This window comes from Bradyrhizobium sp. Leo170 (assembly GCF_004296405.1).
GTDB lineage: Bacteria > Pseudomonadota > Alphaproteobacteria > Rhizobiales > Xanthobacteraceae > Bradyrhizobium.
Genome location: NZ_PSRR01000054.1, coordinates 1 through 16,528, shown reverse-complemented (window position 1 = coordinate 16,528; position 16,528 = coordinate 1). Strand labels below are relative to the sequence as shown.

Genomic DNA, 16,528 nt, shown 5'->3' with positions numbered 1-16,528 from the left:
AGCGAAGCGAAATCCGGGGATCACGCGATGCATCCGATCGAGTCCCGGATTGCGCTTCGCTCCATCCGGGCTACCTCATCATGCTTTCCGGAAAACCAAAAGGGCGACAACGGTAGGACCGTCGCCGCCCTTTCGCTGAGACTTTGGGGCCAAGAAGTCTCAGGTAGGCTTGAGCGCTCCGCCATCGCCGAGCTCGTAGTCGGCGATCTGCTTGTTGCGCTCCGAAGTCGCTTTCGCCCGGTGATCGGTGGCGATCGTCACGTAGACCGCGGGCAGCACGAACAGCGTGAACAGCGTGCCGATCAGCATGCCCGCAACCACGACCAGGCCGATCGAGAACCGGCTGGCAGCGCCAGCGCCCGATGCGGTCAAGAGCGGGATCAGGCCGGTGACCATCGCCGCCGTCGTCATCAGGATCGGACGCAAGCGGATGCGGGCTGACATCTCGATGGCCGAGCGGCGGTCAAGCCCCTCGTTGAGCTGCAGCTCGTTGGCGAACTCCACCATCAGGATCCCGTGCTTGGTGATGAGGCCGACCAGCGTCAGCAACCCAACCTGGGTGTAGATGTTCATGGTCGCCACGCCGAAGAACAGCGGGATCAGGGCGCCGACGATCGCCATGGGCACCGAGACCATGATGACCAGCGGGTCGCGCAAGCTCTCGAACTGCGCCGCCAGCACCAGGAAGATGATGATCACGGCGAACGCGAAGGTGATGACGAGCTGGTTGCCCTCCTGCACATATTGCCGCGAGTCCGCCAGATAGTCATGGCCGAAGCCGGCCGGCAGCTTCTTCGCCTCGCCTTCGAGGAACTCGACCGCCTGGCCAACCGTCACGCCCGGCATCGGCACCGCTGAGAACGTCGCCGAGTTGAGCTGGTTGTAGTGCGTCAGCGCGTTCGGATCGGTGCCCGTCTCGATCGAGACGACGGTCGAGATCGGCACCAACTGCCCGGTGTTGGTCGGCACGTAGTAACCACCGAGCGCCTCCGGCGACAGGCGGACGGCACGCGGCACCTGCGGGATCACCTGGTAGGAACGTCCCTCCAGGTTGAAGCGGTTGACATAGTTGCCGCCGAGCAGCGTGGCCAGCGTGGCGCCAACCTGCTGCATGTTGATGCCGAGGTCGCTTGCCTTGGAGCGGTCGACGCGGACGCGCACCACCGGCTGGTTGAAATCGAGATCGCTGTCGCTGACGATGAACATGCCGCTCTTGCGCGCGGCGGCCTTCAATTTCTCCATCTGCTCATAGATGGCCTGGAAGCTGACGGTCGAATTGATCACCATCTGCACCGGCAGGCCGCCCGGACCACCTGGCAACGGCGGCAGGTTGAAGGCGAAGGCGTTGACGCCTTCGATCTTTGACAGTTCCGCCTGCACCAGCGGCTTCAACGCAATGGCCGAACGCTTGCGCTCATCCCACGGGGTGAGCAGCATGCCGGCGATGCCGCTTTGCGCACTCGGCGTGCCGTTCAGAATAAAGCGCAGATCCGTCTCCGGAAACTTCTGGAACACCTTGTCCATCTTCTCGCCGTAGAAGTCGACGTAGTCGATGTTGGCGTATTTCGGCGCCTTGGTCAGCGCGAACACGATGCCCTGGTCCTCTTCGGGCGCCAGCTCCTTCATCGTGTGCATGTAGAGGAAGCCGACGAGGCCGAGCATGGTCAGCGCGAACAAGCCGGTGATCGGCCGGTAGTCGAGCGAGCGGTCGAGCTTGCGGCCGTACCAGCGCGTCAATGAACCGAACACGCGGTTGACCGCCCGCGCGAAACGTCCTTCCTCGGTGTTCTTCAGGAGCACCGAGCACATCATCGGCGACAGCGTCAGCGCGATCACGCCCGACACGATCACCGAGCCCGCCAGCGTGAAGGCGAATTCGCGGAACAGCGCACCGGTGAGACCGCCAAGGAAGCCGATCGGCGCGTACACCGCGGCGAGCGTGATGGTCATGGAGATGACCGGACCCACGATCTCGCGCGCGCCGATCAATGAGGCTTGTACCGGCGTCTTGCCCTCCTCAAGATGGCGGTGGATGTTCTCCACCACCACGATGGCATCGTCGACCACGAGACCGATCGCGAGCACCATCGCAAGCAGGGTCAGGAGGTTGATGCTGAAGCCCATGACCAGCATCAGGCTGCAGACACCGATCAGCGACAACGGGATCGTGACCACGGGGATGATGACCGACCGGATCGAGGCCAGGAATAGGAAGATCACCACGATAACGATCACGACGGCTTCGCCGAGCGTCTTCTCCACCTCGTCGATCGACGATTGAATGAACTTGGTGGAATCGTAGGCCACCTTCATCTTCAACGACGGCGGCAGGTTGCGCTCGAGTTCCGGGAACAGGGCGCGGACGCCCTTCACAAGGGTCAGCGGGTTACCTTGCGGGGTCGCGTTGATGCCGATGAAGATCGCATGCTCGCTATTGAACGCGACGCTCGCGTCCGTGCTTTGCGCGGCAAGCTCGACTTGCGCGATATCCTCCATCCGGACGAAACCGCCCTCCCTCGACTTCACGATCATGCGCTTGAACTCATCGATGTTGCGCAGGTCGGTGTTGGTCGAGACGTTGGAGACGATGTAGTAGCCCTTGGACTGGCCGGCGGCAGCCTGGAAGTTGTTGGATGCAATCGCCTGCGCAACATCCGTGGGCGACACGCCGCGCCCCGCCATCTTGATCGGGTCGAGCCACAATCGCATCGCAAAAGTCTGGCCACCGAGGATGTCGGCGGAAGCCACGCCGTCAACCGTCGACAGCAACGGCTGGACCACGCGCGTGAGGTAATCGGAGATCGCCGATCCTGACAGCTCCTCGCTGGAGAAGCCGAGATACATCACGGCCGTGGTCTGGCCGGTGGTCTTGGTGACGACCGGATCGTTTGATTCCCTCGGGATCAGGTATTTGACCGAGTTGACCTTGGCGAGCACCTCGGTGAGCGCCTGGTTCGGGTCGAAGTTCAGCTTGATGTAAACCTGGATCGTGGAGGTGCCGAGCACCGAGGACGAGGTGATGTAGTCGACGCCTTCGGCCGAGGCGACCGCCTGCTCGATCGGCGTCGTGATGAAGCCCTGGATCAGGTCGGCCGACGCACCGGGATAGCTGGTGGTGACGTTGACCACGGTGTTCGACAGTTTCGGATATTGCCGGATCGGGAGCACGGTCGCAGCCCGCAAGCCGATCAGGAGGATCAGCAGGCTGACGACGACCGACAGGACCGGCCGCTTGATGAAGATGTCGGTGAAGGACATTTACGGGGTCCTGCTTCTCAGTAGCGCGGCGGTTCGGCCGGGATCGGCGGCGTCGGCTCGGTGGAGATCGCAACCGCAGCGCCTGACTGCAGCTTGATCTGACCGAGCGCTACGATACGGTCGCCCGCCTTCAGGCCGCGGACGATTTCGGTGCGGCCGCCAAATCGCTTGCCGGTCTGCACGAAGGTACGCACCGCCGTCAGGCTGGTCTTGCCGTCGTTCTCCTTTTTCTCGGTGATCAGGTAGACCGAGTCACCATAGAGCGAGTAGTCGACCGCGGTTTCCGGAACCGTGATCACCGCCGGCTTGTCAGGCAGCACCACCGTGGTGGTCGCGAACATGCCGGGCTTGAGGATCTTTTCCGGATTGGCGACGGTGGCCTGCACGCGGATGTTGCGGGTGTCGGTCGCGACCTGCGGCTCGATCGTGGTCAGCTTGCCTTCGAAGACGCGATCCGGATAGGCGTCGACCTTGATGCGAACAGTCTGGCCGACCTTGAGCTGGCCGCTGTCCTTTTCCGTCACCGTGAAGTTGTCGTAGAGCATCGACAGATCGGTCAGCGACACGACCTGATTGCCCGCGGTCAGATATTGACCGACCTCGACCCTGCGCACGCCAAGCTCGCCATTGAAGGGGGCGCGGACCAGCTTCTGCGAGATCAGTGCCTCGGTCTTGGCAATGCCGGCCAGAGCCTGGTCATACGCGGCCTGGGTCTGGTCGACCGTGGCCTGCGGCCCGAAATTGCGCGCCGCAAGCTGCTTGGCGCGGTCGAGCGAGAGCTGCGCCACCGTCGCCTGCGCCTTGAAGCTGGCGAGGTCGCCCTGCTCCGGCCCGTCGAACAGTTGAACCAGCGGCGCACCCGCCTTTACCTCGGCGCCCGCGGTGAACAGGATATCCGTGATGCGTCCCGAGACGTCGGAGGTGACGTTGACCTGGTGCACGGCGGCGAGTTCGCCGACCGCGGTCAAAAGGTTCGGCACGACTTCCGATTTCGCCTCGGCCGCATTCACCGTCACCGGCGGCGGCTTCATGTTGGCGAAGAACTCGCCGATCATCTTGGCGCGGAAATAGTTGAACCAGACCAGGCCGCCGACGACGAGCGTCAACGCCAATCCGACGATGATGAACCAGTGCCCCATCCTGACCGGCCGCTTGTGCGGCTTTTTATCGATCGGTTCGCCCTTGATATTGGTTTCGGTCACGATGTTCATGTCATGCACTTTCTGCTGTTACCGATTGTCCCCGGCTCGGTGACGGCTGACGGTTCAAATAAAAGGAAATCGCGGCTTCGGTGAGCCCGATGCCGCGCAGGATGAATTCGCAAATCTGGCGCTCGAGGTCGGGAGCGTCGCCGTAGGTGAGGCACGGCGTCGTCGGCAGCCGCGTCAGCGCCGACATCAGCACGACATGGTGCGCGAACCAGAACAGATTGAGCGGCACGCTGCCGATGCGGGTGGCGTCGCCGGCGGCAACGGCGCGTTCCATCGACGCGGTGAAGGTCGGCTCGATCAGGCTGCCGATCTTGTCGTAAAGAAGCCGCGCGAATTCGCCGTCGTCGAGATGACTGGACGTCATCAGGCGCATCCGCTGCGCGTCCTCCTCGTCCGGCCCCTGTGATACCTCCAGGAAATGCCCGACCATGCCCTTCACGAGTTCGATCAGGGTTGCGGTCGACGGCTCCAGCCCGAGCAGATGCGCAAGATCGGGGTCGGCCTCGCACTCTTCTGCGAGGATTTCGGCGTAAAGCGCCGCCTTGGAGGGGAAGTGCTTGAACAACAGCCCTTCCGAAATGGAAGCGGCGGCCGCCACGCTCTTGGTCGTGGTGCCGGCAAAGCCATGGCGGGCAAAGCATCGCTTGGCGGCGCTCAGAATCAACTGCCGCCGCAAGTCACTTGTCATGCGCAGGGTAGACATGCGCGTGAGTAATCACTCACCTTAAAGAATGTCAAGAATTTACGGCAGTGCAAAAACAGAACTTAAGGTTGGGCCATGCCCCAACCTCCCGATAAGGTCTTGTACCGTCAGGAGGATAACGTGATGTCACACTTGACAAAAATCGGCAAGCACGCGGCCGACGGACGCGGGAACTCTACACCTCCCACGGAGAGGGGCGAGTCGCAAGCAATTTGGATGAGTGCCGTAGCCCGGGTGGAGCGCCAGCGTAACCCGGGGCCGCTCTCAACGTTGACTCAGGGATCCCGGGTTGCGCTGCGCTCCACCCGGGCTACAAAACTCCCTAGATCGGCTGGTAGCCCAGCGAGCCGCGCAGGCGGTTGACGATGGAGGTGCCGTCGCGGTTCGACAGCACCCGCTCCAGATTGGCGCCGTCGATCTTCACATTGGCGAAGCGCGGACCGCGGCTCGCTTCCTTGAGCGACAGTGCGAACGCTTCGACCTCGGCCATGGTGGTGATCGCACGGCTGTCGGCGATGCCGCAGGCCTTGGCGACACCGACCAGGTCGACCGAAGCGGCAGTATGGCTGACCTGTCCGCCGGTCTCGCCATAGGCCTCGTTGTCGAGCACGACGATGGAGAGGTTGGCGGGCTTCTGCGCGCCGACGGTGGCGATGCTCCCGAGCCCCATCAGCATCTCGCCGTCGCCGGTGATGACGATCACCGGCAGCTCGGGTTGCGCCAGCGCGAGCCCGAGCCCGATCATGACCGCACCGCCCATGGCGCCCCAGAGATAGAAATTGCGGTCATCATCGCCGGCGGCGGCGATGTCATAGGTCGAGGCACCGAGGCCGCCGACCGCGATCGCGCCGTTACGGTCCTTCAGCAGGTGAGAGACGACCGCGCGGCGGTCCAGGAGATTGGCCTTGCTCATTTCACGAACACCTTTGCCCCGATCAGCCGCTGCGACAGCAGCACGGCGGTCGGCGTCGACGCGTTATAGGCCTGCGCTGCGCCGGCCTCGACGACCTCGCGCACTTCCTCAGGATGCGTCGCCCGCAATACCTTGACGCCGCAGAGCTCGAATGCGGCTTGCGTGTTCGACCCCATCGGCACCTGCCACGGATTGAACTCGCCCCATTCCCCGCGCATCGTCACCAGCGTCAGGAACGGAAAGCGGAAGATCTGCGTCAGCGACAGCATGTTGATGCAATTGCCGACGCCGCTCGACTGCATCAGCAGCACGCCGCGCTGGCCGCCGGCCCAGGCGCCGAGCAGCAGTGCTATGCCCTCCTCCTCCGTCGTCAGCGGAATGCCGCGCATCGTGGAGGAGCCGAGCACGCGGTCGATCAGTTGCGAATGCCCGGCGTCAGGCACGTAAGGCACCTGGCGGACATCGAAGCGCTGCAATGTCGAGAAAATCTCTTCCGGCCAGGCGGGCTGGCTGTCGGAGGCAGTTTCAGTGCGGGCGTGCATGGGCGTTTCCGAAGGGATAAGCGAGACAGGCCAACTGTAAAGCGGGCGGCACTTTCCGGAAGAACAAAAACGGCATATCAGTTCTCAAAAAGAGTATGGCACCATGACCGGAAACGCACGAGAGCTGGCTGAGAGTTTCGACCTCGAACGGTTGACGCCGGAATTCTATGCCAACCCCTATCCGACCTATCGTGCACTGCGGGATAACGCGCCGGTCAAGCGCCTGCCGAACGGCTCCTATTTCCTGACCCGCTACGACGACCTCGTCACCGCCTACAAGAGCACGAAAGCGTTCTCCTCCGACAAGAAGAAGGAGTTTTCGCCGAAATACGGCAACTCCTTCCTCTACGAGCATCACACCACGAGCCTCGTCTTCAACGACCCGCCGGCGCACACCCGCGTGCGGCGGCTGATCATGGGCGCGCTCTCGCCGCGCGCGATCGCCGCGATGGAGCCCGATCTGATCCGCCTGGTCGACGGGCTGCTCGATGCGATCGCCACCAAAGACAAGGTCGAGCTGATCGAGGATTTCGCTTCCGCGATCCCGGTTGAGGTGATCGGCAATCTGCTCGACGTGCCCCACGACGAGCGCGGTCCCTTGCGCGACTGGTCGCTCGCAATCCTGGGCGCGCTCGAGCCGGTGATCTCATCAGAGCAATTTGCGCGCGGCAACAAGGCGGTGAAGGATTTCCTCGCCTATCTGGAGACGCTGGTCGAGCGGCGCCGCGCCAAGCCGGGCAATCCCGAACGCGACGTGCTGACGCGGCTGATCCAAGGCGAAAATAATGGCGAAGATAATGGCGAGCGGCTGACCGAAAAGGAACTGCTGCACAATTGCATCTTCCTGCTCAACGCTGGCCACGAGACCACGACCAATCTGATCGGCAACGGCCTGGTGACGCTGCTGCATTACCCTGCGGAAAAGCAGCGGCTGATCTCGCAGCCCGAGCTGATCAAGACCGCGGTCGAGGAGATGCTGCGCTATGAGAGCTCGAACCAGCTCGGCAACCGCATGATCGTGGAAGAAGTCGAGCTCAGCGGCATCAAGATGCCCGCGGGCACGCCGGTGACGCTCTGCATCGGCGCCGCCAACCGCGATCCCGCGCAATTTCCGGACCCCGAGCGCTTTGACATCGCGCGTACCCCGAACCGCCACCTCGCCTTCGGCACCGGCGCCCATCAATGCGCAGGGATGGCGCTAGCGCGACTCGAAGGCGCCACCGCGATCTCGCGTTTCCTCGCCCGCTTCCCGAATTACACGCTTGCCGGCGAGCCAACACGCGGTGGCCGCGTGAGATTCCGCGGATTTTTGACCGTGCCGTGCGAGGTGAATTTGTAGGGTGGGCAAAGCGAAGCGTGCCCACCATGACGAGCGGAATGTTGATGGTGGGCACGCTTCGCTTTGCCCACCCTACCAATCAGACCACCGATCGGTGCCTTTCGATGCAGGTCCGCAACACCTCATCCATCGGCCGGCTCCACCAATCGTTGGAAAAGATCTCGATCTCCGAATAGCCCGCATACCCTTGCGCTTCCACCGCCGCGCGAACCGATTTGATATCGATCACGCCGTCGCCCATCATGCCGCGGTCGTTGAGGATGTCCTTGGTCGGCACCAGCCAGTCGCAGACGTGAAACGCCAGCAACCGCTCCTTGCCCGCGCGTGCGATCTGGCCCATCAACTCCGGGTCCCACCAGATGTGATAGACATCGAGCGCGACGCCCAGCATGCCGCTGCGCTGCGGGTCCAGCGCATCGCAGATGTCGAGCGCCTGCTTGGTCGTGTTCACACAGGCGCGGTCGCCGGCATAGGCCGGATGCAATGGCTCGATCGCGAGCGGCAGCTTTGCCCCTCTTGCATATTCCAGCATCTCGGCGATGCCGTCATGCACCTGCGTGCGCGCTGCCACGATGTCCTTTGAGGCCGCGCTACCCGGCCGCGAATATTGCGGCAGGCCGCCGACCACAAGCACGATGCAGGAGGCGCCGAGCGCGGCGGCCTCGTCGACCGCGCGGCGGTTGTCGTCGCGCGCCTCAACCTGACGCGCAGCGTCCGCGACGAACATGCCGCCGCGGCAATAGCCTGACAATTCGAGCCCGGCGTCGCGCACCGCGCGCACGGCACGCTCGAGGCCAACGCCTGCGACCTGGTCGCGCCAGGGATCGATGGCGCGGATGCCGTGGCGCGCACAGGCCTCGATGATCTCGACCAGATTGCCCTGCTTGCGGACCGTCGCCGTGTTCAGCGACAGCCAGCGGTGATCGGAAGAAAAATCGCGCATCAGGACTCGATACCGCGCGTTGCCAGCACCGTCTTCATCCGCCGTGTCGCCAATTCCGGATTGGCGAGCAGGCCGGCCGCGTCGGCGAGGCGGAACAGTTCGGCGAGATGCAGCGTCGAGCGCGCGCTCTCCTGTCCGCCGACCATGGTGAAGTGATCCTGGTGCCCGTTGAGATAGGCCATGAACACGATGCCGGTCTTGTAGAAGCGCGTCGGCGCCTTGAAGATGTGACGCGACAGCGGCACCGTCGGCCCCAGCACGTCGTGGAAGCCTGCCTCGTCGCCCGCGGCCAATCGCGACAGCGCGTAGGATGCCGCCGGCGCGATCGCATCGAAGATGCCGAGCAGCGCGTGAGAGAAGCCCTGCTCGTCGCCGGCGATCAGGTCAGCATAGTTGAAGTCGTCGCCGGTATACATCTTGACGCGCGGATCGAGCCGCCGGCGCATGTCGATCTCGCGCTGCTTGTCGAGCAGCGACACCTTGACGCCATCAACCTTCGCCGCATGGCCGTTGATGATGGCAACCGCCGTGTCCATCGCCTTGTCGAGGTCAGCAGTGCCCCAATAGCCCGCCAACGCCGGATCGAACATGTCGCCGAGCCAGTGGATGATCACGGGCTCGCGGACCTGCGACAGCACGCGGTCATAGACTTTGGCGTAGTCGTCCGCGCTCCGCCCGAGCTTTGCCAACGCCCGCGAGCACATCAGGATGATGCGGCCGCCGACCTTCTCGATCGCGGCGATCTGCTCCTCATAAGCGCGGATCACGTCGTCCAGCGTCTTGGCGTGCTCCACCGCGAGGTGGTCGGTGCCGGCGCCGGAAAACACCAGCGCATTGCCCTTCGCCTTGGCCGCGTTCACCGACCGCCGGATCAATTCGAGCGAGGTAGTCCAGTCGAGCCCCATGCCGCGCTGCGCGGTGTCCATCGCCTCCGCGACGCCCAGTCCCAGATCCCAGACATGTTCGCGGAACGCGATCGTCCTGTCCCAGTCGACCGCGGCAGTCAGCCACGGATCGACATCGGCGCGTGGGTCGGCCACGACATGCGCCGCCGAGAACGCGACGCGATTCAGCGTACCCTGGAGCTTGGCGGGAAACGTCCGCGAGGCCGCGAGACGATAGGTCTCGAGGCCGCCGCCCGCGGTCGGCAGTTTCAGGGAGAGCGAAGACATCGGCGGGACGAGCTTGTTCATGATCCTGTCCTCACAGCCTGATCCGTTCGACGTCGATCCAGCGCCGCTCCTTCCAGCTCTTGAGCGCGCATTCGGCAAGCTGCACGCCCTTGGCGCCTTCGAGCAGCGTGTATTTGTAGGGAGCGTCCTCGCAGACGTGGCGGATGAACATCTCCCACTGCTCCTTGAAGCCGTTGTCGTAGACGGCATTCTCAGGCAGCTTCTGCCAGTCGGCATAGAAATCGTGCAGCCGCTTCTCGTCCGGATTCCACACCGGCCGCGGCGTCGCCTGCCGCGCCTGGATCACGCAGTCGGTGAGCCCCGCCACCGCCGAGCCGTGGGTGCCGTCGACCTGGAAGGTGACGAGATCGTCGCGATAGACGCGTGTCACCCAGCTCATGTTGATATGCGCGATCGCGCCGCCCTTGAGCTGGAAGGTCGCATAGGCGGAGTCGTCTGCCGTGGCTTTGTAGGCCTTGCCCTTCTCGTCATAGCGCTCGGGGATATCGGTCGTGCCGAGGCAGGAGATGCTCTGCACCTCGCCGAAGAGGTTGTCGAGCACGTAGCGCCAGTGGCAGACCATGTCGAGGATGATGCCGCCGCCGTCCTCAGTGCGGTAATTCCAGGACGGCCGCTGCGCTTCCTGCCAGCCGCCCTCGAACACCCAGTAGCCGAACTCGCCACGCACCGAGAGCATGCGGCCGAAGAAGCCGGAGTCGCGCAGGAAGGCGAGCTTCTTCAGGCCGGGAAGGAACAGCTTGTCCTGCACCGTGCCGTGCTTGAGGCCCTTGGCGTTGGCGAGCTTCACCACCGCGACCGCCTCTTCCAGATTGGTCGCGATCGGCTTCTCGCAATAGACATGCTTGCCGGCGTTGATCGCCTTGGTCAGCAGCGAGGGCCGCGCCTGCGTGGTCGCGGCATCGAAGAACACGGTGTCATTGGGATCAGCCAGCGCCTTGTCGAGGTCGGTGGTGACGCGCGCGATCTCGAAACGCTTGGCCAGCGCGCCGACTTTCTCGGCATCGCGGCCGACCAGGATCGGATCCGGCATGATGCGGTCGCCATTCGCGAGCAGCACACCGCCTTGATTGCGGATCGCGACGATCGAGCGGATCAGATGCTGGTTGAGCCCCATCCGGCCTGTGACGCCGTTCATGATCAGGCCGAGACGTTTGGTGGTCATAGTACTTGCTCCTGCAGAATTCTTGTTGTTGGCGGCGCGAACGGCGATAGGGTGGACCAGTCCGGATGCACTGATGTGGCGAAGCCCGGCGTCGTCAGCGATCCCGTCAACAGATCGCCGTCATGGATGGCGAGGCGGACTTTTCCGCCGTCGCGGACATAGAGATCAGGATGCGCCGAGAGGAATGCCTCCGCCTCGGCAGTGGGCGTCTCGGCAAAGCCATCGACGTAGTGATGCCCGTTGCGCTCGGCATGGGTAACGCCGATCAATGCGCCGAGCGCGAGATCCTGCTGCACCGCGAGCCCCGCCTGGCAGGTCAGGTCCTCGCCCGAGACAAAGAACGCTTCGCCGTCCGCGCTCCATTTGGCCGCGCGCGTCGCGTTGACGATCGACTTGTAGAGGCCCTTGCAGGATTTCGAGGAGATGCCGCGATAGCCCAGCGCCCGCGCCGCCGGGAACGCGTCATAGGAATCATCGGCCTCGTCGATGATGAAGCCGCGCGCCGCCAGCGGGCCCAGCGCCGAGGCCTTCGTGATGTCGCGCGGCATCGGCTGCTCGATATAGAGCAGTTTTGCGGCGATCGGCTGCAATGCGTGATCGCGGTCGAGGCGGTCGACCAGCGTGGCGAGCGCCGCCAGGTCGGCGTATTGCTCGTTGGCGTCGAGCGTGACCTTGTAGTCATGCGGCAGCGTCGCCAGCTCGTTGCCGATCCGGATCAGCCTGGCCGCATCATGTTCGGGATCGCCGTTGAGCTTGAGCTTGAAGTAGCGCGCGCCTGCATTTTCGTTTGCGTCGGCAACGCCGCCCTCGCCTTCGACCTTGTCGTCGAGGCCGACGGTGTGCCGGATCGAGACGCGCGGAAGCCGCTTGCGCCCGGCAAGGAAAGCCGCGATTTCACCGTCCGCGAGATCGGACGACAGCCGCGCATCGATGCCGGCAATGTTCTGCGCCATGCCGTCGAAGAAGTTGACGCCGACGGCGCGGAGCAGCGCATCCAGGATCGCCTTGTCGATTTCCGCCGGTCCATAGGCTGCCGCGAGCGGCGGGATGTCGTCGCGTGCGCACGCCTCGACTTGCGCGCCGATGCAGGCCGCATGCAGGCCGAACGCGGTGTCAAAACCGGATTGCGCGAGATAGAGCTCGCGCGCGATCAAGAGCGAACGCCGGAGCTCCTGCACCGTCTCGTCCGGCGTAAGCTGCGGCCGCTTGTCGAACCATTTCGGCACCAGGAATTCGGCACTCGCACCTGGTGCCCGCCCCTTCCCCTCAACGTCGATCTCCACCCGCACGAAAGCCTGCGGAGTCGCATTGACCACGACTGAGCCAAAGCGGAACGGCCGGGCAAAGCTCACCGGACGTTCGAACAGGGCTATATCTCGGACAACGAGACGAGGCGGCATCGAAGCTCAGTCCAGCGAGCCTTGGGTGAAGAAATGCTTGCGGATGCGCTGCACCAGCTCCATGAAGACCGGATCCGACATCGCATCCAGCAAGCGCGGTCGCGGCAGCGGCACATCGTAGATCGCCGCGATCGCACCGGGACGCTCGGTCATCACGAGCACGCGGTCAGCCAGGAACACCGCCTCGGGAATCGAGTGCGTGATCAGGAGCACCGTCTTGCCGGTCTCGCGCTGGATCCGCATCAGCTCGACATTCATGCGCTCGCGCGTCATCGCGTCCAGCGCGCCGAACGGCTCGTCCATCAGCATGATCTTCGGGTCATGCACCAGAGCGCGGCAGATCGAAGCGCGCTGCTGCATGCCGCCGGAGAGCTGCCACGGCAGCTTCTTCTCGAAGCCTTCGAGGCCGACCAGCTTCAGAAGCTCTTTCGCCCGCGGCAGATACTTTTCCCGCGGCAGCTTCTTCATGTCGATCGGCAGCATCACATTGGAAAGGATGTTCCGCCACGGGAGCAGCAGCGCGTGCTGGAAGACGATGCCGACATTGCCGTGCGGCTTCGTCACCGGCTCGCCCTCGACCAGGATCTCGCCTGATGTCGGCGGCAGCAGCCCGGAGATCATCTTCAGCAAGGTCGACTTGCCGCAGCCGGATGGGCCGACCACGACGAAGAACTCGCCTTGGTTGATGTGGAAGTCGAGCGGCCGCAGCGACGGCACATCGCCGTCGCGCGAGCGGTAGGTCTTGGAGACTCCGGACAGCTTGATGCCGGATGCCTCGCCGGCGGCACGGTCGGAAACCAGGCGCAGATGCGCGGCCGGTTGATCCATATGGCTCTGTGTCGCCGGCTTCATTGCAGGTGCTTTCACGAGTCGCCTTTCGGCAGATAGTCGTTGGTGTAGAAGGCCTTCGGATTGGCCTTGGCCTTGGCATCGAGGCCGCCATATTCGACCATGAGGTCGACGGAGTCCTTCATGTTCTGGTCGGTGACCTGGAACGGCCGCTTGGTCTTGGTCTCTTCGGTGCGATAGAGCGGGATTGTCAGCTCAAAGCCCTGCGTCAGCGTGTCGATCTTGCCGCCCTTGGGGTTGGCATCGAGGATCGACTGCGCCGCCGCCTTCGGCTCCTTCTCGGCGGCTTCCACCGCCTTGGTCGTCGCCGACATGAAGCGGCGAACGAGATCGGCGTTCGCCTTGACGTAGTCGCTGTTGGCGATGATGCCCGAGGAGACCAGATGGATACCGTAATCGGCGAACTTGATCGGATAGACGTCCTTGCCGGTGGCGTCCTTGATCTTCATCGACTGGTCCATGACGTAGCCGAGCAACATATCAGCCTGACCGTTGATGACCGCGTTCAGCTTGGTCTGGCCGTCGCCGGCAACCGTCTGGAAATCGCTCTCCTTCAGGCCGGTCTTCTTCAGGAACAGCGGCCAGATCTGCGTCATGGAATCCGCCGGCGTGATCGCAACCGTCTTGCCCTTGATGTCCTCGGGTTTCCTGATGTTCTTGTCGATGAATCCCATCGCCGACATCGGGCTGGTCTGTAGGAGCACGCCGGTCGCGATGACGGGCGCGCCCTTCACCGCCGCGCGCATCATCGTGGGAATATCGACATAGCCGAAATTGGCGGTCTTGGCGGCCACCGCCTGCGTGGTCGCGGCCGAGCCGCGGCCTTCCTGGATTTCGAGGTCGATGCCCTCGGCGGCATAGATGCCCTTGGCCTTGCCGTAATAGAACGGCGCGTGCTCGCCATAGACATACCAATTGAGCATCAGCACCACCTTGTCGGCGGCCGATGCCGGAAGCACCGATATCGCCGTCCAGGTCAGCGTCGCCAAGACCACAGCTATCAATCGCATCTTGTTCTCCTCCCTCTCCCCAAAACCTCTTGTTGTTGTCCTTCTGAATAACTCACGAAGCGAAAATAATGTCCTCGCGCTGGCTGACATGCCAGGGAATAACCAGGCGTTCGATGCGGTCGACGATCCAGAACAGGATGACGCCGAGCAGCGCCAGGATCACCAGCGCTGCGAACATCGTCGGCAAGTCAAAGGTTCCAATCGAGCGCTGCATCACGTAGCCGATGCCGGAATTGGAGCCGACGAACTCGCCGACGACGGCGCCGACCACCGCCAGCGTCACTGACACTTTCAACCCCGAAAAGATCGCGGGCATCGCATGCGGCAGGTTGACGGCGCGGAACACCTGGAAACGGCTGCCCTGCATCGCACGCGCGAGATCGACCATATCCGGATCGACCGACTTGAATCCCTGCACGGCCGAGACCACCACCGGAAAGAAGCCGAGCAGGAACGCCGAAATTACCTTCGGAATGATGCCGAACCCGAACCAGACCACGAACAGCGGCGCGATCGCGATCTTCGGCACGGACTGCGAGAACACCAGCAGCGGATAGACATAGCTCTCTACCGTCCTCGATCCCGCGATCAGCATCGCGACGGGAATGCCGAACAGCGCCGACAAGAGGAAGCCGCAGACCGTCGCATAGGTCGTCGGCCACGACTGCCGCAATAGTTCCGGCCAGTCCGTTCGCAGCACGGCGACGACGTCGCCCGGCGACGGGATCTGATAGGCGGGAATTTGGAACAGGCGGATGGCGAGGTCCCAAGCCGCCACGATGAACACCAGGAACAGAAATGGGCGCACCCACGCCGCATTCAGCAGCCTCGACAGGCCACCCGCTTCCTTGCTCTCCGCCACGTTCCGCTTCCCTGCTTGACCGTTTCTCGGATTGGAAATTAACCCGTTGGATAAATACTGTCCAGCCCGATTTCGCGCGGCATTTTGAGCGCATTCGGTCGTCATGCCCGGGCTTGACCCGGGCATCCACGCCTTATGGACTTGGAAAAACGTGGATGGCCGGGTCAAGCCCGGCCATGACGACGCAATGCAACAATTTCGCGCTTCGCTAAACCGCCTGCTGCGCGGTCACCTGCAGCTTCGGCGCCTTGCTCTTCCCGAACGCTGCGATCGACTTCCCCGTCAACGCCGCCAGCACCAGCGCAATCATGTGCTCCAGCCGTTCATCGCGGGCGTCCTTCGACAAGAGATCGCGGCCGAAGATCACGCTCAGCGTCGCGCTGTTGGAGAGATAGAAGAAGGCGAGCGCGGCAATCGAGATGTAGAGCTGCACGGGATCGACCGCGGCACGGAAATCGCCGCTCTTCACGCCGCGTGTCAGCACGGTGCGGATCATCTCGACGAACGGCGAATGCATCGATTTGACCTTGGTCGAACGCTTCAAATGCCGCGCTTTCGCAAGGTTCTCGGTATTCAGCAGCGCCAGGAATTCCGGATTGCGGATGAAATAGTTCCAGGTGAAATCGATCAACCGCGCGATCGCCTCGGGCGGCTCGAGATGCTCGAGATCGAGCCCGCGTTCCTCGGCGCGGATCTTCTCATAGGCGCCTTCGAGCACCTCGAGGTAGAGGTCCTCCTTGTTGCCGACGTGGTAATAGAGCATGCGCTTGTTGGCGCCGGCCTTCTTGGCGATGCTGTCGACGCGCGCGCCGGCGAGCCCATGAGCGGCGAACTCCGCCTTCGCCGCTTCGAGGATGCGCAGCCGCATCCCCTCGGGGTCACGCTGCCACTTCAGAGTTCGCTTTGTCTTGGCCAATCGGATCGCTCAATTTCAGTCGAAGGATTGGATGTAGCACGACCGAGAGCGTTTGAGAATGAATCTCCGTTATGGATACCCGCCTCCGCGGGGAAGACACCGAGAATGATGAGAGAGCCGCGAACTCGAATCTGTCCCCTCACCCTGAGGAGACCGCGCAGCGGTCGTCTAAGGGCGAGGCCACCAGCGGGGCCTGATCCTTCGAGACGCGCGTTCCGCGCTCCTCA

At 63.3% G+C, this 16,528-nt stretch carries 14 protein-coding genes; 1 reads left to right on the top strand and 13 read right to left on the bottom strand.

What is annotated here, in order from left to right:
• Window positions 1-159 precede the first annotated feature (159 nt).
• The 5 genes from CWO89_RS12450 to CWO89_RS12430 all read right to left on the bottom strand — a co-directional run bounded on the left by CWO89_RS12450 (window position 160) and on the right by CWO89_RS12430 (window position 6,627).
• On the bottom strand, window positions 160-3,258 hold the full coding sequence (locus CWO89_RS12450; protein WP_130578896.1) for a MexW/MexI family multidrug efflux RND transporter permease subunit: 3,099 nt from the start codon (window positions 3,256-3,258) through the stop codon (window positions 160-162).
• 17 nt (window positions 3,259-3,275) lie between these two features.
• A complete protein-coding gene (locus CWO89_RS12445; protein ID WP_130578895.1) occupies window positions 3,276-4,469 on the bottom strand; it encodes an efflux RND transporter periplasmic adaptor subunit in 1,194 nt (397 codons plus the stop codon).
• Between the two features lies 1 nt (window position 4,470).
• Window positions 4,471-5,172, bottom strand: a complete 702-nt coding sequence (locus tag CWO89_RS12440) for a TetR/AcrR family transcriptional regulator (protein ID WP_130578894.1) — start codon at window positions 5,170-5,172, stop codon at window positions 4,471-4,473.
• 322 nt (window positions 5,173-5,494) lie between these two features.
• Window positions 5,495-6,085, bottom strand: a complete 591-nt coding sequence (locus CWO89_RS12435; protein WP_130578893.1) for a thiamine pyrophosphate-dependent enzyme — start codon at window positions 6,083-6,085, stop codon at window positions 5,495-5,497.
• Window positions 6,082-6,627, bottom strand: a complete 546-nt coding sequence (locus CWO89_RS12430) for a thiamine pyrophosphate-binding protein (protein ID WP_130578892.1) — start codon at window positions 6,625-6,627, stop codon at window positions 6,082-6,084. Before CWO89_RS12430 ends, CWO89_RS12435 begins: the two co-directional genes overlap by 4 nt.
• Before the next feature lie 103 nt (window positions 6,628-6,730).
• Here CWO89_RS12430 and CWO89_RS12425 point away from each other — a divergent pair, with 103 nt between their 5' ends.
• Window positions 6,731-7,966 (top strand): cytochrome P450, encoded by a 1,236-nt coding sequence (locus CWO89_RS12425; RefSeq protein WP_130578891.1) that lies wholly within the window; start codon window positions 6,731-6,733, stop codon window positions 7,964-7,966.
• Window positions 7,967-8,045: 79 nt separating this feature from the next.
• Here CWO89_RS12425 and CWO89_RS12420 read toward each other — a convergent pair whose 3' ends face one another.
• The 8 genes from CWO89_RS12420 to CWO89_RS12380 all read right to left on the bottom strand — a co-directional run bounded on the left by CWO89_RS12420 (window position 8,046) and on the right by CWO89_RS12380 (window position 16,301).
• Window positions 8,046-8,909, bottom strand: a complete 864-nt coding sequence (locus CWO89_RS12420; protein WP_130578890.1) for a sugar phosphate isomerase/epimerase family protein — start codon at window positions 8,907-8,909, stop codon at window positions 8,046-8,048.
• Window positions 8,909-10,102: a dihydrodipicolinate synthase family protein gene (locus tag CWO89_RS12415; protein ID WP_130578889.1), complete on the bottom strand. Its 1,194-nt coding sequence runs from the start codon at window positions 10,100-10,102 to the stop codon at window positions 8,909-8,911. The genes CWO89_RS12420 and CWO89_RS12415 overlap by 1 nt, the downstream gene beginning before the upstream one ends.
• 10 nt (window positions 10,103-10,112) lie before the next feature.
• On the bottom strand, window positions 10,113-11,264 hold the full coding sequence (locus tag CWO89_RS12410; RefSeq protein WP_130578888.1) for a Gfo/Idh/MocA family protein: 1,152 nt from the start codon (window positions 11,262-11,264) through the stop codon (window positions 10,113-10,115).
• Window positions 11,261-12,664, bottom strand: coding sequence for a hypothetical protein (locus CWO89_RS12405; RefSeq protein WP_130578887.1), 1,404 nt, complete (start codon window positions 12,662-12,664; stop codon window positions 11,261-11,263). The genes CWO89_RS12410 and CWO89_RS12405 overlap by 4 nt, the downstream gene beginning before the upstream one ends.
• Window positions 12,665-12,670: 6 nt before the next feature.
• On the bottom strand, window positions 12,671-13,516 hold the full coding sequence (locus CWO89_RS12400) for an ABC transporter ATP-binding protein (protein ID WP_130578910.1): 846 nt from the start codon (window positions 13,514-13,516) through the stop codon (window positions 12,671-12,673).
• An 11-nt stretch (window positions 13,517-13,527) separates the two neighbouring features.
• Window positions 13,528-14,523 carry an ABC transporter substrate-binding protein gene (locus CWO89_RS12395; protein ID WP_130578886.1) on the bottom strand — a complete coding sequence of 332 codons (996 nt, stop codon included), beginning with the start codon at window positions 14,521-14,523 and terminating at the stop codon, window positions 13,528-13,530.
• 52 nt (window positions 14,524-14,575) lie between these two features.
• Complete coding sequence (locus CWO89_RS12390; RefSeq protein ID WP_130578885.1) at window positions 14,576-15,385, bottom strand: ABC transporter permease; 810 nt, start codon at window positions 15,383-15,385, stop codon at window positions 14,576-14,578.
• Between the two features lie 208 nt (window positions 15,386-15,593).
• A complete protein-coding gene (locus tag CWO89_RS12380) occupies window positions 15,594-16,301 on the bottom strand; it encodes a TetR/AcrR family transcriptional regulator (protein WP_245476101.1) in 708 nt (235 codons plus the stop codon).
• Between the last annotated feature and the right edge of the window lie 227 nt (window positions 16,302-16,528).